The organism is Streptomyces sp. EDA2-14 (genome assembly GCF_054963755.1).
This window is the reverse complement of the sequence record NZ_JBUEGE010000006.1, coordinates 247060-267055: the sequence shown is the minus strand read 5'-3', so window position 1 is coordinate 267055 and position 19996 is coordinate 247060. Positions and strand designations below refer to the sequence as shown.

19 protein-coding genes are annotated in these 19996 nt (G+C 71.7%); 10 read left to right on the top strand and 9 right to left on the bottom strand.

All coding sequences use genetic code 11. The features are described 5' to 3' along the window. Positions 1–55 precede the first annotated feature (55 nt). Positions 56–997, bottom strand: a complete 942-nt coding sequence (locus ACY34M_RS18995) for an NAD(P)/FAD-dependent oxidoreductase (RefSeq protein WP_462720383.1) — start codon at positions 995–997, stop codon at positions 56–58. A gap of 66 nt (positions 998–1063) precedes the next feature. Here ACY34M_RS18995 and ACY34M_RS18990 point away from each other — a divergent pair, with 66 nt between their 5' ends. Both ACY34M_RS18990 and ACY34M_RS18985 read left to right on the top strand, forming a co-directional pair. After that, positions 1064–2098 (top strand): oxidoreductase, encoded by a 1035-nt coding sequence (locus ACY34M_RS18990; protein ID WP_462720382.1) that lies wholly within the window; start codon positions 1064–1066, stop codon positions 2096–2098. 141 nt (positions 2099–2239) lie between these two features. Further along, on the top strand, positions 2240–3877 hold the full coding sequence (locus ACY34M_RS18985; RefSeq protein WP_462720381.1) for an ABC-F family ATP-binding cassette domain-containing protein: 1638 nt from the start codon (positions 2240–2242) through the stop codon (positions 3875–3877). 74 nt (positions 3878–3951) lie between these two features. On the opposite strand, the gene ACY34M_RS18980 is transcribed toward ACY34M_RS18985, so the two are convergent. The 4 genes from ACY34M_RS18980 to ACY34M_RS18965 all read right to left on the bottom strand — a co-directional run bounded on the left by ACY34M_RS18980 (position 3952) and on the right by ACY34M_RS18965 (position 8403). Further along, positions 3952–6396, bottom strand: a complete 2445-nt coding sequence (locus tag ACY34M_RS18980) for a Tex family protein (RefSeq protein ID WP_462720380.1) — start codon at positions 6394–6396, stop codon at positions 3952–3954. 77 nt (positions 6397–6473) lie between these two features. Beyond that, positions 6474–6605 (bottom strand): LPFR motif small protein, encoded by a 132-nt coding sequence (locus tag ACY34M_RS18975; protein ID WP_462720379.1) that lies wholly within the window; start codon positions 6603–6605, stop codon positions 6474–6476. 80 nt (positions 6606–6685) lie between these two features. Continuing rightward, positions 6686–7561: an SCO6745 family protein gene (locus ACY34M_RS18970; RefSeq protein WP_462720378.1), complete on the bottom strand. Its 876-nt coding sequence runs from the start codon at positions 7559–7561 to the stop codon at positions 6686–6688. Between the two features lie 86 nt (positions 7562–7647). Beyond that, complete coding sequence (locus ACY34M_RS18965; protein WP_462720377.1) at positions 7648–8403, bottom strand: enoyl-CoA hydratase/isomerase family protein; 756 nt, start codon at positions 8401–8403, stop codon at positions 7648–7650. Between the two features lie 242 nt (positions 8404–8645). On the opposite strand from ACY34M_RS18965, the gene ACY34M_RS18960 reads away from it, so the two are divergent. Further along, a complete protein-coding gene (locus tag ACY34M_RS18960; protein ID WP_462720442.1) occupies positions 8646–9182 on the top strand; it encodes an ATP-binding protein in 537 nt (178 codons plus the stop codon). On the opposite strand, the gene idi is transcribed toward ACY34M_RS18960, so the two are convergent. From idi to galE, 4 genes are all read right to left on the bottom strand, one after another. Continuing rightward, complete coding sequence (gene idi / locus ACY34M_RS18955; RefSeq protein ID WP_462720376.1) at positions 9148–9741, bottom strand: isopentenyl-diphosphate Delta-isomerase; 594 nt, start codon at positions 9739–9741, stop codon at positions 9148–9150. The genes ACY34M_RS18960 and idi overlap by 35 nt on opposite strands. A gap of 122 nt (positions 9742–9863) precedes the next feature. Then, a complete protein-coding gene (locus tag ACY34M_RS18950) occupies positions 9864–10409 on the bottom strand; it encodes a GNAT family N-acetyltransferase (protein ID WP_462720375.1) in 546 nt (181 codons plus the stop codon). Continuing rightward, positions 10400–11341 carry a cation diffusion facilitator family transporter gene (locus tag ACY34M_RS18945; RefSeq protein WP_462720374.1) on the bottom strand — a complete coding sequence of 314 codons (942 nt, stop codon included), beginning with the start codon at positions 11339–11341 and terminating at the stop codon, positions 10400–10402. Before ACY34M_RS18945 ends, ACY34M_RS18950 begins: the two co-directional genes overlap by 10 nt. 192 nt (positions 11342–11533) lie before the next feature. Then, positions 11534–12526 (bottom strand): UDP-glucose 4-epimerase GalE, encoded by a 993-nt coding sequence (galE, locus tag ACY34M_RS18940; RefSeq protein WP_462720373.1) that lies wholly within the window; start codon positions 12524–12526, stop codon positions 11534–11536. Between the two features lie 280 nt (positions 12527–12806). Here galE and ACY34M_RS18935 point away from each other — a divergent pair, with 280 nt between their 5' ends. Genes ACY34M_RS18935 through ACY34M_RS18905 form a run of 7 tightly spaced genes read left to right on the top strand, consistent with a single transcriptional unit; the run spans position 12807 to position 19795 of the window. Then, positions 12807–14573 carry a DUF5941 domain-containing protein gene (locus ACY34M_RS18935; protein ID WP_462720441.1) on the top strand — a complete coding sequence of 589 codons (1767 nt, stop codon included), beginning with the start codon at positions 12807–12809 and terminating at the stop codon, positions 14571–14573. Then, positions 14570–15322 (top strand): phosphocholine cytidylyltransferase family protein, encoded by a 753-nt coding sequence (locus ACY34M_RS18930; RefSeq protein WP_462720372.1) that lies wholly within the window; start codon positions 14570–14572, stop codon positions 15320–15322. The genes ACY34M_RS18935 and ACY34M_RS18930 overlap by 4 nt, the downstream gene beginning before the upstream one ends. Beyond that, positions 15310–16377, top strand: coding sequence for an iron-containing alcohol dehydrogenase family protein (locus ACY34M_RS18925; RefSeq protein WP_462720371.1), 1068 nt, complete (start codon positions 15310–15312; stop codon positions 16375–16377). The genes ACY34M_RS18930 and ACY34M_RS18925 overlap by 13 nt, the downstream gene beginning before the upstream one ends. After that, the gene (locus ACY34M_RS18920) at positions 16355–17134 is read left to right on the top strand and encodes a CDP-alcohol phosphatidyltransferase family protein (RefSeq protein WP_462720370.1); all 780 of its coding nucleotides are present in this window, start codon (positions 16355–16357) and stop codon (positions 17132–17134) included. The genes ACY34M_RS18925 and ACY34M_RS18920 overlap by 23 nt, the downstream gene beginning before the upstream one ends. A 44-nt stretch (positions 17135–17178) precedes the next feature. Further along, complete coding sequence (locus ACY34M_RS18915; RefSeq protein ID WP_462720440.1) at positions 17179–18024, top strand: glycosyltransferase family 2 protein; 846 nt, start codon at positions 17179–17181, stop codon at positions 18022–18024. 51 nt (positions 18025–18075) lie between these two features. Next, positions 18076–19017 carry an ABC transporter permease gene (locus tag ACY34M_RS18910; RefSeq protein ID WP_462720369.1) on the top strand — a complete coding sequence of 314 codons (942 nt, stop codon included), beginning with the start codon at positions 18076–18078 and terminating at the stop codon, positions 19015–19017. Next, the gene (locus tag ACY34M_RS18905) at positions 19010–19795 is read left to right on the top strand and encodes an ABC transporter ATP-binding protein (RefSeq protein ID WP_462720368.1); all 786 of its coding nucleotides are present in this window, start codon (positions 19010–19012) and stop codon (positions 19793–19795) included. Before ACY34M_RS18910 ends, ACY34M_RS18905 begins: the two co-directional genes overlap by 8 nt. Positions 19796–19996 lie beyond the last annotated feature (201 nt).

The following is a 19996-nucleotide window of genomic DNA, read 5'->3' as shown; positions in this document are numbered from 1 at the left end:
TACGTACGGGATGGGGGCGTGGTCCGACAGGGGCCACGCCCCCACCCGTGTCCGCTCACCCCGCCTCGACCAGCCCGGCCGCCTCCTCCGCGCAGCCCCACGCCACGGTCACCCCCGCGCCGCCGTGCCCGTAGTTGTGCACCAGCACCCGGCCGGAGTCCCCGACCTCCCGCTCGATCCGCACCGCGGGGCGCGCCGGACGCAGGCCCACCCGGTGGTCGATGATCCGCGCGCCCGCGATCTCCGGGCGCACCTCGGCGCAGCGCCGCACGATGTCCTCTGCGGTCGCCGGGTCCGGTTCGAGGGACCAGGCGTCGTCCTGCGCGGTGCCGCCGAGCAGCAGCCGGCCCGGCTGCGGCAGGAAGTACGTCGTGGCGGCGGACGAGGGCTCGACGGTGGTGAACCACGTGTCGACGCCGGGGTTCTCCACGATCACCAGCTGACCGCGCACCGGGCGCACGGAGTCGTCCGGTACGAGTTCGCGCGCCGCGAGTCCCGTGCAGTTCACGACGGTCGGCGCGGCGTCCAGAGCTTCGTCGAAGGAGGTCACGGCACGCGCCTCCACCGTGATGCCGGCCGCGTCCAACTCGCCGCGCAGCCACCCCAGATGAGCCGGCATGTCGATCAGCGGGAGGCGCGCCGCAAGGCCCTGCGGGGTGTCGCGCAGGCCCGCCACCTCACCGGCCCACGCGCCGAGCCCGTCGAGCCGCGAGTCGCCGTGCACGCCGTCGACCATGCGCACCCCGGTCTCCTCCGGGCGCGCCGCCCACTCCTCGTACCGCCTCAGCGAGCGCAGCGACCACCTGCCCACCTTCTCGACCGGATCGATCCGGTACGGCCACCACAGGCCGCCCGCGACCGCCGACGTCGTCCGCTCGGCGACGTCCCGCGACCACACGCGCACCGGGCGCCCGCGCCGCGCGAGTTCCAGGGCGGTCGTCATGCCGATGACACCGCCGCCGACCACGATCACTTCACTGCCGCTGTCACTGATCATCCCTGGACGCTAACGGAATGCGGCATGCCGGGCTCACGGAGGGTGCGGGGTGGGAATACTCGCATCATGTCTGCCGACGACTACGCGACCTTCGGCCTGGCACCGGCCACGCGCGCCGGTGCGGTACTCGCGGACGGTGACTTCCAGGTCCACCGGGACTTCGTGGACTTCATCGTCGACGGCCGCCCGCTGCTCTTCCAGCTCTCCGACCTGGACGCCGTCTCACCGCTCGCCGCCGACATCCCGCCCGCGATCTTCGCGCACCACGTGCGGCGCCTGCTCCTGGAGGCGGAGCCGCCGCTTCCCGACGGCCGCTGTGTGATCTACGGGTGCCCGGAGTGCGAGGGCATCGAGTGCGGGGCGGTGACGGCGTTCATCGAGCGGGTGGGGGAGGGTGCCTATGTCTGGCGGGACTTCGCCTGGCAGACCGACGACCGGGTCGACCTGGAGCGAGACGGCTACCACGGCATCGGCCCGTTCCGCTTCCGCGCCGCCGAGTACCGGGAAGTGCTCGGCCACCTGCTGGACGGGGAGGGGCCGCAGGTGCCGCCGCGCCGCAAGGTGCTCCTGATCGGCGCCCGCGTCGCTCTCCTCGCCCGGCTCGCGGCGGCGCTGCGCACCATCGGCGTCGGCGCGGACATCACGCACGACGCGACCGGGGTGCCGCCCGAGGAGTTGCGTACGTATGCGGTGGTGGCCTTCGGCCGTGCGGTGGAGGAGGCGGAACGGGACGCGGTGCGGCGGGAGTTCGTGCGGGCCGGCGCCGACGTCGAGTACGTGGACGGTTTCGCGCCGATCATCCCGCTCCTCGTCGCCCAGATCGAGAGCGCCCTGGACCCCAGCCCACCGGACCGGCGCCGGCTGACCCGGCTGGTCGCGGCGGACGGCGAGGCGGGCGTGGAGGTCACTTCCACGTGCCACGTCCGCATCACGTCGTACCGCCTCGACCGCCTCTACCGCGCCCACACCCACGAGGTCTTCGACGACCTCCTGGAAGCTGGCCGCCACCGCATCCCCCTACCCCCCAAGACCATGAAGGGCCCATCCTTCCTGGTAGCCCGCACAACAGGCAGCGTTTTGACCACCCGCATGGAACGTTGACCGTCCGGTGCCGCCGTCGCCTTGGGCAATCTGCCGCCTTGGGCGGCAGGGTGGGCAAGGCGGCACCCCGGTGCCGCGCAACGGATCGACGGGCGCCGACCACGGCACGGTGCGGGGACCCCGGCTAGGATCAACGGCCTGATGACTGCAACGCTCGTAGCCAAGAACCTCGCCGCGGGTCACGGCGACCGCACCCTCTTCACCGGTCTCGACCTCGTCGTCGCCCCCGGCGACGTCATCGGACTCGTCGGAGCCAACGGAGCCGGAAAGTCCACGCTCCTGCGCCTCCTCGCGGGCCTCACCACCCCCGAGGACGGAGAGGCACGGCTCTCCCCGCCGACCGCCACCGTCGGCCATCTCCCGCAGGAGCCGGACCGCCGCCCCGGCGAGACGATCCGCGAGTTCCTGGCCCGCCGCACCGGCGTCACCGAGGCCCAGCGCGCCATGGACGAGGCCACCCAGGGCCTGGTGGACGGGGCGCCCGGCGCCGACGACGCGTACTCCACGACCCTGGAGCGCTGGCTGAACCTGGGCGGCGCCGACCTGGACGAGCGCGCGGAGGACGTCGCGGATCAACTCGGCCTGACCGTCGGCCTCGACCAGGCGATGACGTCCCTGTCGGGCGGCCAGGCGGCCCGCGCGGGCCTGGCCTCCCTCCTCCTGTCCCGCTACGACGTGTTCCTCCTCGACGAGCCGACCAACGACCTCGACCTGGACGGCCTGGAGCGCCTGGAGACCTTCGTACGGGGCCTGCGCGCCGGCACCGTCGTCGTCAGCCACGACCGCGAGTTCCTCACCCGCACCGTCACCAAGGTCCTCGAACTCGACCTCGCCCAGCAGCAGATCAACCTCTACGGCGGCGGCTACGCCGCCTACCTGGAGGAACGCGAGGTCGCGCGCCGCCACGCGCGCGAGGAGTACGAGGAGTACGCCGACAAGAAGTCGGCCCTGGAGGGCCGCGCCCAGACGCAGCGCACCTGGATGGACAAGGGCGTCAAGAACGCGCGGCGCAAGGCCACCGACAACGACAAGATCGGCCGCAAGTTCCGCAGCGAGGCGAGCGAGAAGCAGGCCGCGAAGGCCCGGCAGACGCAGAAGATGATCGAGCGCCTCGACGTGGTGGACGAGCCCCGCAAGGAGTGGGAGCTGCGCATGGAGATCGCGTCGGCGCCCCGGTCCGGCGCGGTCGTGGCCGCCCTGCGCGACGCCCGACTCCAGCGCGGGGAATTCTACTTCGGCCCGGCCACGGTGCAGATCGACTGGGCGGACCGGGTGGCGATCACCGGGGCGAACGGCTCGGGAAAGTCGACCCTGCTCGCCGCGCTGCTCGGCCGCATCCCCCTGGACTCCGGCCACGCGACGCTCGGCTCGGGCGTGGTGGTCGGCGAGGTCGACCAGGCCCGCGCCCTGTTCCACGGACCGGAAGCGCTCCTGGAGGCGTTCGGGGCGGCCGTCCCCGCCATGGAACCCGCCGACGTCCGCACGCTGCTCGCCAAGTTCGGCCTGAAGGCGGACCACGTGCTGCGCCCGGCGGCGACGCTCTCACCGGGCGAGCGCACCCGCGCCGCCCTCGCCCTCCTCCAGGGCAGAGGCGTCAACCTGCTGGTCCTCGACGAGCCGACCAACCACCTCGACCTCCCGGCGATCGAGCAGCTGGAGTCGGCGCTGGCGAGCTACGAAGGCACGCTCCTCCTGGTCACGCACGACCGCAGGATGCTGGACGCGGTGCACACGACGCGCCGCCTCGAGGTGGCCGACGGCAAGGTGACCGAGGTCTGAAACGCGGTGAAACGGCTGCGGGGAACCGGGCGCCCGCTCACGGCAGGCGCTCGGTTCCCCGCTGACATCGGCCTTTAGGCCAGGCCCGCCTTGCGCAGCGCGTCGGCCATCGCGGAGTTGGCCGGCGCGGGAGCGGGCCGGCCCTTGCCGCCGCCCTTTCCGCCACCGGAACCACCACGGGCGCCGCTGCCCTGCCGGGACTGCCTGGGCGGCTTGCGGTCGCCGCCACGGTCCCCGCCGCGCTCGCCGCGATCCCCACGGGCGCCGCGCTCACCACGCCCGCCGTTCCCGCCGGAGGCCTTCTCGTCGTCGAGCCGCAGCGTCAGCGAGATCCGCTTGCGCGGCACGTCGACGTCGAGGACCTTCACCTTGACGATGTCGCCGGGCTTGACCACGTCCCGCGGGTCCTTGACGAACGTACGGGACAACGCCGACACGTGCGCGAGCCCGTCCTGGTGCACGCCGATGTCGATGAACGCCCCGAAGGCGGCCACGTTGGTGACGACGCCCTCCAGGATCATCCCCGGCTCCAGGTCGGAGATCTTCTCGACGCCCTCCTTGAACGAGGCCGTCTTGAAGGCCGGCCGCGGGTCGCGCCCCGGCTTCTCCAGCTCCTTCAGGATGTCGGTGACTGTCGGCAGACCGAACGTGTCGTCCACGTAGTCGGCCGGCTTCAGCGAGCGCAGCGCCCCCGCGTCACCGACGAGCGAGGCGACCTCGCCGCCCGTCGACTTCGCCATCCGGCGCACCACCGGGTACGCCTCCGGGTGCACCGACGACGCGTCCAGCGGGTCGTCGCCGCCGCGGATCCGCAGGAAGCCCGCGCACTGCTCGTACGCCTTCGGGCCGAGCCGCGCCACGTCCTTGAGGCCCTTGCGGTTGGTGAACGGGCCGTTCGAGTCGCGGTGCGTCACGATGTTCTCCGCGAGGCCCGCGCCGATGCCGGACACGCGCGCGAGGAGCGGCGCGGAGGCCGTGTTCACGTCCACGCCGACGCCGTTCACACAGTCCTCGACGACCGCGTCCAGGGAGCGCGAGAGCTTCACCTCGGACAGGTCGTGCTGGTACTGGCCGACACCGATCGACTTCGGGTCGATCTTCACCAGCTCGGCGAGCGGGTCCTGGAGGCGGCGCGCGATGGAGACGGCGCCGCGCAGCGACACGTCCATGTCGGGCAGCTCCTGCGAGGCGAAGGCCGACGCCGAGTACACGGAGGCACCCGCCTCGCTCACCATCACCTTGGTGAGCTTCAACTCCGGGTGCTTGGAGATGAGTTCACCGGCGAGCTTGTCGGTCTCGCGGGACGCCGTGCCGTTGCCGATCGCGACCAGGTCGACCGCGTGCTCCTTGGAGAGCTTCGCCAGCTTGGCGATCGCCTCGTCCCAGCGGTTGGCCGGGACGTGCGGGTGGATGACGTCGGTGGCGACGACCTTGCCGGTGGCGTCCACGACGGCGACCTTCACGCCCGTACGGAAGCCGGGGTCGAGCCCCAGCGTCGCGCGCGTGCCGGCCGGGGCGGCGAGCAGCAGGTCCCGCAGGTTCGCCGCGAAGACCTTGACCGCCTCGTCCTCGGCGGCCGTGCGCAGCCGGGTGCGCAGGTCGAGGCCGAGGTGCACCAGGATGCGCGTACGCCAGGCCCAACGGACCGTGTCCTGAAGCCACTTGTCGCCCGGACGGCCCTGGTTGGCGACCCCGAACCGGTCGGCGATGATCGGCTCGTACGAGGAGGGGGCCGAGGCGTCGGCCTCGGCGGCCGGCTCCTCAGGCTCCAGGACGAGCTCCAGCACGTCCTCCTTCTCGCCGCGCAGCATCGCGAGGACACGGTGCGAGGGCAGGTCGGTGAAGGGCTCCGCGAAGTCGAAGTAGTCGGCGAACTTGGCGCCCGCCTCCTCCTTGCCGGACTTGACCTTCGCCGCGAGCCGGCCGCGCCCCCACATGCGCTCGCGCAGCTCGCCGATGAGGTCGGCGTCCTCGGAGAAGCGCTCCGTGAGGATCGCGCGGGCCCCGTCGAGCGCGGCCTGCGCGTCGGCGACGCCCTTCTCGGCGTCCACGAACGCGGCGGCGGCAGCCTGCGGCTCCACCGACGGGTCGCCGAGCAGCCCCTCCGCCAGCGGCTCGAGCCCCGCCTCGCGCGCGATCTGCGCCTTGGTGCGCCGCTTCGGCTTGAAGGGCAGGTAGATGTCCTCCAGGCGCGCCTTGGTGTCGGCGGCGCGGATCTGCGCCTCCAGCTCCCCGGTCAGCTTGCCCTGCTCGCGCACCGAGTCGAGGACGGCGGTGCGCCGCTCCTCCAGCTCGCGCAGGTACCGCAGCCGCTCCTCCAGGGTGCGCAGCTGGGCATCGTCGAGGGACTCCGTCGCCTCCTTGCGGTAGCGGGCGATGAAGGGCACGGTCGAGCCGCCGTCGAGCAGCTCGACCGCGGCCTTCACCTGCCGCTCCCGTACGCCTAGTTCCTCGGCAATCCTGCTCTCGATGGATCCGAGCCCGGATCCAGCAGTGGTGCCAACTGTGGGTGTCGCCACGATCCCGTACCGCCTATGTCGACTGAGGTTGCGCCGCAATTGTGGCAGGTGGCACCGACACTCGGGGATCAGGGAGGTCAGGCACGGTGCGCGCGGCCGGACCGCGAGGCGCCGCCGAACAGCCGGGCGAGCACCCGGAACGGCAAGGTCACGACGGTGGCGATGGCGCCGCCGATCTGGCGCAGAATGTCGGCGATGGCGCGGAACATAGGCTTTCTCCTCTCGTGTGTCCCGGCCGCGATGAGGGCGGCCGGGACACACGAGTACCGCGCGTCGCGCTTCTCAGACCTCAGGCGGCCTTGCCGATCAGATCCGCGGGGAAGGCGCCGTTGCCGAGCGCCGCACCGACGAACTTCGTCGCCAGCTCGGTCAGCCGGGCGACGCCCGGCTCGCCGAGGTGCTCGTAGGGGGCGCGGTCGAGCCGGTCGGTGCGGTGCTCGATCTCGGCGCGCAGCGTCGCGCCCGCCTCGGTGAGCGTCAACTCCTCGTCGGCGGTGAGCAGTCCACGCGCGCGAAGCCGCTCGGCGGCCGCGTCGTACTCGGCCCGGTCCCAGCCGCGCGTGGCCAGCAGCCACTTCGGGGCCATGCCCTTGCCGGTGGCGACGTGGCTCACGAGGGCCTCCACCGGGTCGAGTTCGGCGCCGAGGAGCGCCGCGATGTGTCCGTCGCCGCGGTGCTCGCGCAGCAGCGTCGCGGCGTGCCAGTACGCCATGTGCGGCGCCTCGGGGACGTCGAGGTCGGCGTGGGCGGCGTACAGGGGGCGGGCGTGGCGCGTGCAGGCCTCGGTGGCGCGCAGGGCCAGCTCGGCGGCCTCGGCCATCTCGTCGGAGGCGAGCGCCTCCTCGCCGAGCAGGCGGCGCAGCGTGGAGTCGACGGCACGCGCGCGTGCGGCGAGCACGGTCTCCGGGGACGCGGCCTCCCACACGGCCGGCACGTGCCGGGCCACCAGCTCGTGCTTGAAGTTGTAGAACGTGGCGGTCACGGTCCCGGCCCCGACGGCTCCCATGGGCGCGGACCGCGCCGCGAGGTAGGCGGCACTGGCGTCCTTCACGCCGACGGCGGCCAGCTCCTTGCCCAGGTCGGGCGAGAAGTAGTGCGTCGAGTGGAACGGGTTGATCACGTTGTGACAGTGGCGGGCTGCGCGCAGGCGGGGGTCTGAAGTCATGCCCGTACGTTACCGACCAGTCGGTACGAGGGGCAGTGCCCGTACCCGGAGGGCGAGGTGACCAGGTTCCGCCGGCCGGCTGAGGCTCAGCCGCCCGCGGTCCACTCGAACCGCGGGGCGCGCCGCTCCAGGAACGCCGCGACGCCCTCCGCCGTGTCGCCGCCCGCGCGCGCCTGCTCGGCCCAGTGCGCGTCGCGGTCCGTGCGGCCCGCCACGAACTCCTTCGCCGCGGCCTGCGTCAGCTGGGAGCGGGCGGCGAGGGTGCGGGTGAACCCGGCGACCCGCTCGCCGAGATCGGCCTCGGGCAGCACCTCGTCGACGAGCCCGGTGCGCAGCGCCCGTCCGCTGTCGATCAATTCGGCCGAGAACAGCAGGTACTTGGCGGTCGCCGGGCCGACGAGCGCGGCGAGGCGGCGCGTGGAGGAGGCCGGGTAGACGATGCCGAGCTTGGCCGGGGTCACCCCGAAGCGCGCGCCGTCGGCGGCGAAGCGCAGATCGCAGGCCGCCGCCAACTGGCATCCGCCGCCCACGCAGTACCCGCGCACCACGGCGAGCGTCGGCTTGGGGAAGGCGGCGAGCGCGTCCTCCGCCGCGACCGCGAGGCCCTGTGCCGCGCCCTCGCCCAGAGTCGATATGTCGGCACCGGCGCAGAACGTGTCGCCGGCCCCCGTGAGCACCAGGACCCGTACCTCCGGATCGGCCGCGAGCCCCTCCAGGAGCGGGGGCAGGGACGCCCACATGGCATCGGTCATGGCGTTGCGCTTGGCCGGGTGGTCGATGACCACGGTGGCGACGCCGTCGGCGACGGCGTGGGTGAGCTGCGGCGAGGACAGGGAGGACATGGGGCGGATGCTAGCCGGGCTGCTGGCCGGATCGGTGTGTCGGGCGGTTCGTCGAACAAGCTGAAGAAGGTGTAAGTCGGGCGCAATGGGGGCGGGAATGATCGTTTGGATGGCCTGGTCGGCCAGCGTCGATCAAATTGCGTCGATACCCGCTGACTTCTGGTCAGTCCGGCGGCCGGGAGCACGTGATTCCCAACACTCGAAGCGTGGTGACAATCGAGCGCAAGGGCGGCGACCTGACAATGAGCGACCACGGGTGGGGATCCCGCCCATGTCCTCAGGGCAGCGGGGGAGCGCCCCCTGAACGTCCCGCGGACGGGCCGCTCCCGTACGAGGGGGTCTGGCGATTCACGACGCAGGCGGTCGACGCCTCGGTTCCGCAGGCCCGGCGCGCGGTGCGCGAACTCCTCACCCGGCAGGGCGTGCCCGCCCCGGACGACCTGGTGCACGGGCTGCTCGTGATCGTCTCCGAACTCGTCACGAACGCGGTGAAGCACGCCGCCGTCGTCTCGCCGATGCTCGCCGTGGAGGTCGCCGTCGGGCCCGAGTGGGTGCGCGTGTCCGTGGAGGACTCGCACCCCTACAAGCCCACGGCGCTCGAGGCCACCAGCGGCCAGACCGGCGGCCGCGGACTGCTGCTGGTGCGCGAGATCACCGCGGAGGCCGGCGGCGTCTGTGACGTCGCCAACACGGCGAGCGGGGGCAAGGTGATCTGGGCCGCCCTGCCCCTCAAGCCCGAGACCGCTACCAGCCCGCCGCCTGGCCCGTCAGCTCCTTGACCGCGGGGCGCGCGGCGTCGAGGACCGTCATGAACCACGCGGAGAACGGGTCCTCGGCGTGCCGCGCGGCCAGCTCGTCGGCCGTCACGAACGCGGTCGCCCCGACCTCCTCCGGGTCCGGCGCGAGCGTGGCCTGCACGAGGCCCACGAAGAGATGGTTGTACTCCTGCTCCACCAGGCCCGACTCCGGGTCCGGGTGGTTGTAGCGCACCGTGCCAGCCTCGGCCATCAGCGACGGCGAGACGCCCAGCTCCTCGAAGGTGCGCCGGGCGGCCGCCGCGAACGGCGCCTCGCCGGGGTACGGGTGGCCGCAGCAGGTGTTCGACCAGACGCCGGGGGAGTGGTACTTGCCGAGCGCCCGCTGCTGGAGCAGCAGCCGCCCCTTCTCGTCGAAGAGGAAGACCGAAAAGGCTCTGTGCAACTGGCCGGGCGGCTGGTGCGCCGCGAGCTTCTCCTCGGTGCCGATCGTCCTGCCGTCCTCGTCGACGAGCTCCAGCAAGATCGCTTCTCCGGTGCCGCTCGACGAGACGTTCGCCGTGGGGGCAGGTGTGATCGGCATACCCATCCTTCGTTTCGGTCCTCGAACCAAGTCTGCCGTACGGGACGGACAGCCCCCGCGCTGTCGGCGTCCCGCAAGTCCCGCCCGGCGCCGCGGCCGGGCGGGACAACCGTAGGCGCCGGTCAGACGCCGAATGCGGCCGGGTAAGTGATCGTGCCCCGCGGGAGCTGCCCGGAATCGTCCTGTTCATCCAGAACGAGCACCATCATCGCCTCGTCCGGCACGTCGAAACCGGGCCGGATGCCGTACCGCGAGGCGGGCACGAAACCGAACCTCGGGTAGTACTCCGGATGCCCGAGCACCAGCACGATGCGCTCCCCACGCGCGCGTGCCGCCTCCAGCACCGCGCGCACGACGGCCGAACCGGCCCCCGTGCGCTGGTAGCGCGGCAGCACCGCGCAGGGCGCGAGCGCCGCGGCCGGCGCGCCGTCCACCGTGCAGCGGGTGATCAGCGCGTGCGCGGCGACGGTGCCGTCCGGGGCCTCGGCGACGTACGACAGTCCCTCCAGCCACGCACCGGGGTCGGCGCGCAGGGCGTCGACGAGGTCGGCCTCGGCGGCGGTGGGGAAGGCGGCGGCGTTGACGGCGTGCACGGCCGCCCGGTCGGCCGCGGTCTCGGGACGCGGATGCCACCCGTCCGTGGGACGCGTCGATGCGGTCAGTGGCACAGGCGCGCCTCGTGCTCCGCGTGGCCCGTCGGCTCCAGCTGGAACGTGCAGTGCTCCACGTCGAAGTGGTCGCCGAGGCAGCCCTGCAGTTCGTGCAGCATCTTCTCGTGGCCGATCGAGCCGAGCATGTCCGTGCTGACGACGACGTGCGCCGAGAGCACCGGCATGCCCGAGGTGATCGTCCAGGCGTGCAGGTCGTGCACGTCCTCGACGCCGGGCAGCGCCAGTATGTGCGACCTGACCTCGGCCATGTCGACGCCCTTGGGGGCCGATTCGAGCAGCACGTTCAACGTCTCGCGCAGCAGCTTCACCGTGCGCGGCACGATCATGAGGCCGATGACGAGCGAGGCGATCGGGTCGGCGGGCTGCCAGCCCGTGGTCAGGATGATCGCGGCCGAGACGAGCACCGCGAGCGAGCCGAGCGCGTCGGCGGCCACCTCCAGGAAGGCGCCGCGCACGTTCAGGCTCTCCTGCTGGCCCTTCACCAGGAGGGAGAGCGAGATCATGTTCGCGACCAGGCCGATCAGGCCGAAGACGATCGTCTGCCCGCCCGCCGTCTCGGCCGGCTCGATGAACCGCTCGATCGCCTCGTACAGGACGTAGCCGCCGACGCCGAGCAGCAGCAGGCAGTTGGCGAGCGCGGCGAGGATCTCGGCCCGTGCGTAGCCGAAGGTGCGCTGGTCGCTGGCCGGGCGGTTGGCGAAGTGGATCGCGATCAGGGCCATCGCGAGGCCGAGCGCGTCGGTCGCCATGTGGGCGGCGTCGGCGATGAGGGCGAGCGAGTCGGCGACGATGCCGCCGACGATCTCCACCACCATCACGGTCAGCGTGATCGTCAGCGCGATGCGCAGCCGTCCCCGGTGCGCGGCCGCGGCCGTCCCGGTCGTCGGCCCGTGACGGTGCCCGTGGTCGTGATCGTGCCCGAGTCCCATCGAAACCCCCTCTGTATCGATGTGTCGACGTATCGATTCGATGCGGCGAACCCGCCGCCCTGGTCGGGGGCGACGATCACAGTGAACTACGGGTAGGGGGTATCTGCAAACATGGCGGTGAACACCGTTGTCATGTGCCCTGACCTGCGTAAACGCTGAGGAGCGTGTACGCAGGTCAGAGCGCCGGAGCGATCACTTGCCGGCGGCCTCGGGGTGCCGCAGGCACCAGCCGGCCCAGGCCGACTCGACCATCTCGCGCACGCCGCGCTGCGCCTTCCAGCCGAGCTCCCGCTCGGCGAGCGCGGAGGAGCCGACCGCGCGCGGGGCGTCGCCGGGACGGCGCGGCTCGACGATCGCGGGGGTGCGGTTCCCCGACACGTCCGCGATCACGTCGATCAGCTCGCGCACCGAGGCGCCGAGCCCGGTGCCGATGTTGAGCGTGAGGTCGCCGCCCGCGCCCGGCGCGGAGATCCGGCGGGCGGCGGCCAGGTGCGCCTCGGCGAGGTCGGCGACGTGAATGTAGTCACGTACGCAGGTGCCGTCGGTGGTCGGGTAGTCGTCGCCGAAGATCCGCGGGGCCTCGCCGCGCGTGAGCCGGTCGAAGACCATCGGGATCACGTTGTAGACGCCGATGTCCGCGAGCTCGGGCTCGGCGGCGCCGGCCACGTTGAAGTAGCGCAGGCAGACCGTCGCCATGCCGTGCGCCCGACCGGTCGCCCGCACCAGCCACTCGCCCGCGAGCTTCGTCTCGCCGTACGGGTTCACCGGCTCGGCGGGCGTCGCCTCGGTGATGAGATCCGTCACGGGGATGTCCGGGTTGCCGTACACCGCGGCCGACGACGAGAACACGAAGCGGCGCACGCCCGCCGCCGCGACCGTCTCCAGGAGCGCGGCCAGCCCGCCGACGTTGTCCCGGTAGTACAGCTCGGGCTTCTCCACGGACTCGCCGACCTGCTTGTGCGCGGCGAGGTGCACGACCCCCGTGACCCCGTGCTCCGCGCACACCCGCGCCACCAGGTCGGTGTCCAGCGCCGAGCCGCGCACCAGCGGGATCGACCCGGGCAGCCGCGAGGGCACCCCCGAGGTCACGTTGTCGAGGACGACGACCCGCTCGCCCGCATCCGTCATGGTCCGTGCCACATGGGCCCCGATGTATCCGGCTCCGCCGGTGATCAGCCACGTCATGGCGCACCACCCTATGACCGAAGGGGGCTACCCCCGGTTACGCGGCGAGGCCACCCCTGGTTTGTGGCGCGCGTACTTGATCGTCAATGATGAGCGCGCGGTCGGCCCAGCGCGGACCGCATGAGACAGGGGCCAATCGGTCGGTAAACGGGCAGCGAACACCCGGTTGCGCCATCCGATAGCCTCTGCCGACATGCCGCCCGGCCGCGTATCGCGCCGGGTGTCCCACCATGCATGAGCCCGGCGCACCTCTGTGTCGGCACCCAAGGAGTGAGTTCGTCTGTCGACCGCCATCGTCACCGGATCGCCGGTCCCCGGATCGCCCCTGGAGGGCGACCTGCGGGAGCTGGGCTTCGACGTGCGGCTCGCCCCGGACCCCGCGGACGCCGAAGCGGCGCTCGCCGGCGTCCCCGGCGACCAGCGGGTCGCGGTCGTCGACGCGGGCTTCGTGGGCCATGTCCACGCGCTGCGCCTCGGCCTGACCGATCCGCGCTTTCCCGCGTCGGCGATCCCCGGCGCGATGACCGCGCAGCCCGCCGCCCGGCAGGCGCTGACCCGCGCGGTCGCGCGCACCGGCGTCGACCCGGACGTCGTGGCCAAGAGCCTGGAGGCGGACGGCACCGACGTGCACCGCCCCGAGCTCGGCGAGCTGGTCGCCGCGGTCCCCACCGACCCGCAGGGCCGCAACGAGGCCCGGCAGGCCGTCGCCTCCGTCGACGACGAGGCGATCCGCCTGCGCACGGCGGTCAAGGCGCGCGACGGCTTCTTCACCACCTACTGCATCAGCCCGTACTCCCGGTACATCGCGCGCTGGTGCGCGCGCCGGGGCCTGACCCCGAACCAGGTCACCACCGCGTCGCTGCTCGTCTCGCTCGTCGCGGCGGGCTGCGCGGCCACCGGCACGCGCGTCGGGTTCGTCGCGGCGGGCGTCCTGCTGCTCGCCTCCTTCGTCCTGGACTGCACCGACGGGCAGTTGGCCCGCTACTCGCTGCAGTACTCGACGATGGGCGCCTGGCTGGACGCCACGTTCGACCGCGCCAAGGAGTACGCGTACTACGCGGGCCTCGCGCTCGGCGCCGCCAACGCGAGCGGCGACGACGTATGGGCGCTGGCGCTCGGCGCGATGGTGCTGCAGACCGGTCGGCACGTGATCGACTTCTCGTTCAACGAGGCGAACCACGACGCCGAGGCCAACACCAGCCCCACCGCGTCCCTGTCCGGGAAGCTCGACTCCGTCGGCTGGACCGTCTGGGCGCGCCGGATGATAGTGCTGCCGATCGGTGAACGCTGGGCGCTGATCGCCCTGTTCACCGCGCTGACCACGCCGCGCATCACCTTCTACATGCTGCTCATCGGCTGCGCGCTCGCCGCCTGCTACACGACCGCGGGCCGCGTCCTGCGCTCGCTGACCCGCAAGGCGCGGCGCACCGACCGCGCCGCGCAGGCGCTGCGCGACCTCGCCGACTCCGGCCCGATCGCCGAACTGATCGGAAAGCCCCTCAGGACGACGGCCGCCCCCGTGGTCGCCGCCGTCGGAGCCGCGGCGGTCGTCGCCGTGAGCGGCCTCACGGAGTTCGGCGGCGCCTGGCCGATCGTGGCCGCCGCCGTCTACTGCGTCACGTCGGGCCTTGCGGTCTCCCGCCCCCTCAAGGGCGCCCTCGACTGGCTCGTCCCCCCGATCTTCCGGGCCGGGGAGTACCTCACGGTCCTCGTCCTCGCCGCCCGCGCGGACGTACAGGGCGCCCTGCCCGCGGCTTTCGGCCTGGTGTCGGCGGTCGCCTACCATCACTACGACACGGTGTACCGCATTCGCGGCAACGCCGGGGCGCCCCCGCACTGGCTGGTGCGGACGATCGGCGGGCACGAAGGCCGGACCCTGGTGGTCACGGTCCTGGCCGCGCTGCTCACCCCCACAGATTTCGCCACTGCGCTCACGGTGTTCGCCGTGGCCGTGGCACTCGTGGTGCTCGTCGAGAGCATCCGCTTCTGGGTCCTCTCCGCTCGTCGCGGAGAGCCCGCCGTACACGATGAAGGAGAACCCGCATGATCGGCCTCGTCCTGGCCGCCGGCGCCGGCAGCCGGCTCCGTCCCTACACCGAGACGCTTCCCAAGGCGCTCGTGCCCGTCGTGGGCGAGGGGACCGAGAACGAGCTCTCCGTACTCGACCTCACGCTGAAGAACTTCGCGGAGATCGGTCTCACCGAGGTCGGCATCATCGTCGGCTACCGCAAGGAGGTCGTCTACGAGCGCCAGGCCGCGCTCGAGGCGAAGTACGGGCTGAAGCTCACGCTCATCGAGAACGACGTGGCCGAGAAGTGGAACAACGCCTACTCCCTGTGGTGCGGCCGTGACGCCATGAAGCACTCGGTCATCCTCGCCAACGGCGACACCGTGCACCCGGTCTCCGTCGAGAAGACGCTGCTCGCCGCCCGCGGTGACGGCAAGAAGATCATCCTCGCGCTCGACACGGTCAAGGACCTGGGCGACGAGGAGATGAAGGTCGTCGTGGACCCCGACAAGGGAGTCCAGAAGATCACGAAGCTGATGGACCCGTCCGAGGCCACCGGCGAGTACATCGGCGTCACCCTCATCGAGGGCGAGGCCGCCGACGAGCTGGCCGACGCCCTGAAGGCCACCTACGAGCGCGACCCGCAGCTGTACTACGAGGACGGCTACCAGGAGCTCGTGAACCGCGGCTTCAAGGTCGACGTCGCGCCCATCGGCGACGTTCCGTGGGTCGAGATCGACAACCACGACGACCTGGCCAAGGGGCGGGAGATCGCGTGCCAGTACTGACGAGACTCATCCCCTCGCCGGTCGTCGTCGACATTCGGCCGGGAGCGCTCGACGACCTGGCCAAGGTCCTCGCCGACCAGAGGATCTCGTCGTCCACGGGGCGCCTGGCCATCGCGATCAGCGGTGGTTCGGGCGCCGCCCTGCGGGCCCGCCTGGAGCCCTCGCTGCCCCGCGCCGAGTGGTTCGAGGTCGGCGGCGGCACCATCGACGACGCGATCAAGCTCGCCGACGACGTGAAGAAGGCGGGCCGCTACGACGCGATCGTCGGCCTCGGCGGCGGCAAGATCATCGACTGCGCCAAGTTCGCGGCCGCGCGCGTCGGCGTGCCGCTGGTCGCCGTCGCGACGAACCTGTCGCACGACGGCCTGTGCTCGCCCGTCGCGACCCTCGACAACGACGCGGGCCGCGGCTCCTACGGTGTGCCGAACCCGATCGGCGTCGTCATCGACCTCGACATCATCCGCGAGGCCCCGGTGCGCTTCGTGCGCTCCGGCATCGGCGACGCCCTCTCCAACATCTCCGCGGTCGCGGACTGGGAGCTGGGCGCCCGCGAGCGCGGCGAGGACATCGACGGACTGGCCGCCGCCATGGCCCGCCAGGCGGGCGAGGCGGTCCTGCGGCACCCCGGCGGCGTCGGCGACGACGACTTCCTCCAGGTGCTCGCCGAGGGCCTGGTGCTCACCGGTATCGCCATGTCGGTCTCCGGCGACTCGCGGCCCGCCTCCGGCGCCTGCCACGAGATCAACCACGCCTTCGACCTCCTCTTCCCCAAGCGCGCCGCCAGCCACGGCGAGCAGTGCGGCCTGGGCGCGGCGTTCGCGATGCACCTGCGCGGTGCCCGCGACCAGTCCGCGTACATGGCCGAGGTGCTGCGCCGGCACGGACTGCCGGTGCTGCCCGAGGAGATCGGCTTCACCGTGGACGAGTTCGTCAAGGTCGTGGAGTTCGCTCCGCAGACCCGTCCGGGCCGCTACACGATCCTCGAGCACCTCGACCTCTCCACCGATCAGATCAGGGACGCCTACGCCGACTATGCAAAAGCCATCGGTAGCTGAACTCCGCCCGGTCGTTCACCCCGCCGGGGTGAAGGACCGCAGGAGCGGTGAGCACTGGATGGGCCGGCTCTACATGCGCGAGGTCTCGCTGCGCGTGGACCGCCATCTGGTGAACACCAAGGTCTCGCCCAACCAGCTGACCTACCTGATGACCGTCTGCGGTGTCCTCGCGGCCCCGGCGCTCCTCGTGCCGGGCATCTGGGGCGCGGTCCTCGGCGTCGTCGCGGTGCAGCTGTACCTGCTGCTCGACTGCGTCGACGGCGAGATCGCGCGCTGGCGGGGGCAGTACTCGCTGACCGGCGTGTGGATGGACCGCGTCGGCGCGTACCTCACCGACGCCGCCGTCCTGGTCGGCTTCGGGCTGCGCGCCGCCGACCTGTTCGGCACGGGCCGGATCGACTGGCTGTGGGCCTTCCTCGGCACGCTCGCCGCGCTCGGCGCCATCCTGATCAAGGCCGAGACGGACCTCGTGGGCCTGGCCCGTGCGGCCGGCGGCAAGGAGCAGGTCAAGGAGTCCGCGTCCGAGATGCGCTCCTCCGGCATGGCCATGGCCCGCAGGGCGGCGGCCATGCTGAAGTTCCACCGGCTCATCCTGGGCATCGAGGCGACGCTGCTCATCCTGGTCCTGTCGGTCGTGGACCAGATCAGGGGCGACCTGTTCTTCTCGCGTCTGGGCGTGGCCGTCCTGGCGGGCATCGCGGTCCTCCAGACCCTGCTCCACCTCGTGTCGATCCTCGCTTCGAGCAGGCTCAAGTGAGCGGCGGCACACAGCGGCTCAAGGTCGGCGCGGTCGTCATCACCATGGGCAACCGGCCGGCCGAGCTGCGCGCCCTCCTCGACTCGGTCGCCAAGCAGGACGGCGACCCGGTCGAGGTGGTCGTGGTCGGCAACGGCTCCCCGGTCCCGGACGTCCCCGAGGGCGTCCGCACCGTCGAGCTGCCCGAGAACCTCGGCATCCCCGGCGGCCGCAACGTCGGCATCGAGGCGTTCGGTCCGTCCGGTTCCGACGTCGACGTCCTGATGTTCCTGGACGACGACGGGCTGCTGCCGCTGACGGACACCGCCGAGAAGTGCCGCGCGGCCTTCGCCGACGACCCGCGGCTCGGCATCGTCAGCTTCCGCATCGCGGACCCGGACACCGGCGAGACCCAGCGCCGGCACGTGCCGCGGCTGCGCGCCGCCGACCCGATGCGCTCCTCGCGCGTGACCACGTTCCTCGGCGGCGCCAACGCCGTGCGGACGCGCGTCATCGCCGAGGCCGGGCCGCTGCCCGCCGAGTTCTTCTACGCCCACGAGGAGACCGACCTCGCCTGGCGTGCCCTCGACGCGGGCTGGATGATCGACTACCGCGCCGACATGGTGCTGCACCACCCCACCACGGCCCCCTCCCGGCACGCGGTCTACCACCGCATGGTGGCCCGCAACCGGGTCTGGCTGGCCCGCCGCAACCTGCCCGCACTCCTGGTGCCCGTGTACCTGGGCGTGTGGCTGCTGCTCACCCTGGCCCGCCGGCCCTCGGGCCCGGCGCTGCGGGCCTGGCTCGGCGGTTTCAAGGAAGGCTGGACGACGCCTTGCGGGCCCCGGCGCCCCATGAAGTGGCGTACGGTTTGGCGGCTGACCAGACTGGGCCGACCCCCTGTCATCTGACAAGCTCGTGCCTGACGGCAGGCCGTGCATTTGAAGACGAAAGTTCCTCTTGTGAGTGAGACAACGCATGACGCCGGAGTCGCGGTGAGCGCGACCCCGTCGCCCGACGACGGGCTCTCCCGGCGCGAGCTCGCCGCCAAGTACGGCTTGACCGTCAGCGGGGCCCGCCCGGGGCTGGTCGAGTACGTACGGCAGCTGTGGGGCCGGCGCCACTTCATCCTCGCGTTCTCGCAGGCGAAGCTGACCGCCCAGTACAGCCAGGCCAAGCTCGGCCAGCTGTGGCAGGTGGCGACGCCGCTGCTGAACGCGGCGGTCTACTTCTTCATCTTCGGCCTGCTGCTGGGAGCCCGTAAGGGCATCCCGCACGACATCTACGTGCCGTTCCTGGTGACGGGCGTGTTCGTGTTCACGTTCACGCAGAGCTCGGTGATGGCGGGGGTCCGGGCTATCTCCGGCAACCTCGGCCTGGTCAGGGCGCTGCACTTCCCGCGGGCCTCGCTGCCGATCTCGTTCGCCCTCCAGCAGCTTCAGCAGCTGCTGTTCTCGATGATCGTGCTGATCATCGTCATGCTCGGGTTCGGCGTCCTCCCGGCGTTCAGCTGGCTCCTGGTGATCCCCGCCCTGGTCCTCCAGTTCGGCTTCAACATGGGCCTCGCGCTGATCTTCGCCAGGGCGGGCAGCAAGACGCCCGACCTGGCGCAGCTGATGCCGTTCGTCATGCGCACGTGGATGTACGCCTCCGGCGTCATGTTCAGCATCCCCGCGATGCTCGCGGACAAGAACGCCCCCGGCTGGCTCACGGACGTGCTGCAGTGGAACCCGGCCTCGATCTACATGGACCTGATCCGCTACGCCTTCATGGGCGGACACGGCTACGGCTCCGAATTCCTCCCGCCGCACGTGTGGGCCTTCGCGGCCGGCTGGGCCGTCCTGATCGGCGCCGTGGGCTTCATCTACTTCTGGAAGGCAGAGGAGCGGTACGGCCGTGGCTGATCTCGAGAACCCCACCGACGCGCACGTCCCCACGGTCATCGCCGACGAGCTGCACATCGTGTACCGCGTCAACGGCGCGAAGACCGGCAAGGGCAGCGCCACCTCGGCGCTGAGCCGGATCGTCAAGCGCGGCGACGAGCGCGGCGTGCGCAAGGTGCACGCCGTCAAGGGCGTCTCCTTCACCTCGTACCGCGGCGAGGCCATCGGCCTCATCGGGTCGAACGGCTCGGGCAAGTCGACGCTGCTGCGGGCCATCGCAGGCCTGCTGCCCGCCGAGAAGGGCAAGGTCTACACGAACGGCCAGCCCTCGCTGCTCGGCGTGAACGCGGCGCTGATGAACGACCTCACGGGCGAGCGCAACGTCATCCTCGGCGGTCTCGCCATGGGCATGTCCCGCGAGGAGATCAAGTCGCGCTACCAGGAGATCGTCGACTTCTCCGGGATCAACGAGAAGGGCGACTTCATCACGCTGCCGATGCGGACGTACTCGTCCGGCATGGCCGCGCGCCTGCGGTTCTCCATCGCGGCCGCCAAGGACCACGACGTGCTGATGATCGACGAGGCGCTCGCCACGGGCGACCGCAAGTTCCAGAAGCGCTCCGAGGCCCGTATCCGTGAGCTGCGCAAGGAGGCCGGCACGGTCTTCCTGGTGAGCCACAACAACAAGTCCATCCGCGACACCTGCGAGCGCGTCCTGTGGCTGGAGCGCGGGGAACTGCGTATGGACGGTCCGACCGCCGAGGTACTCAAGGAGTACGAGAAGTTCACGGGCAAGTAACCGCCTGCCCCTGAGCCACGTCATATGAGGCCCCACCGGCTTCCGTCCGGTGGGGCCTCTAATATGCCTGTATAGGCCAATTAATTCACGATCACGGTCAAGGGCGGGTCAACTTCCTTGCCCTGTAGGAATCTTGGCGCCAATCGGTGTGTTGTTGTGATGCGCAGAACACCCCGACGCGAGGGCGGGCGTTGTACAACG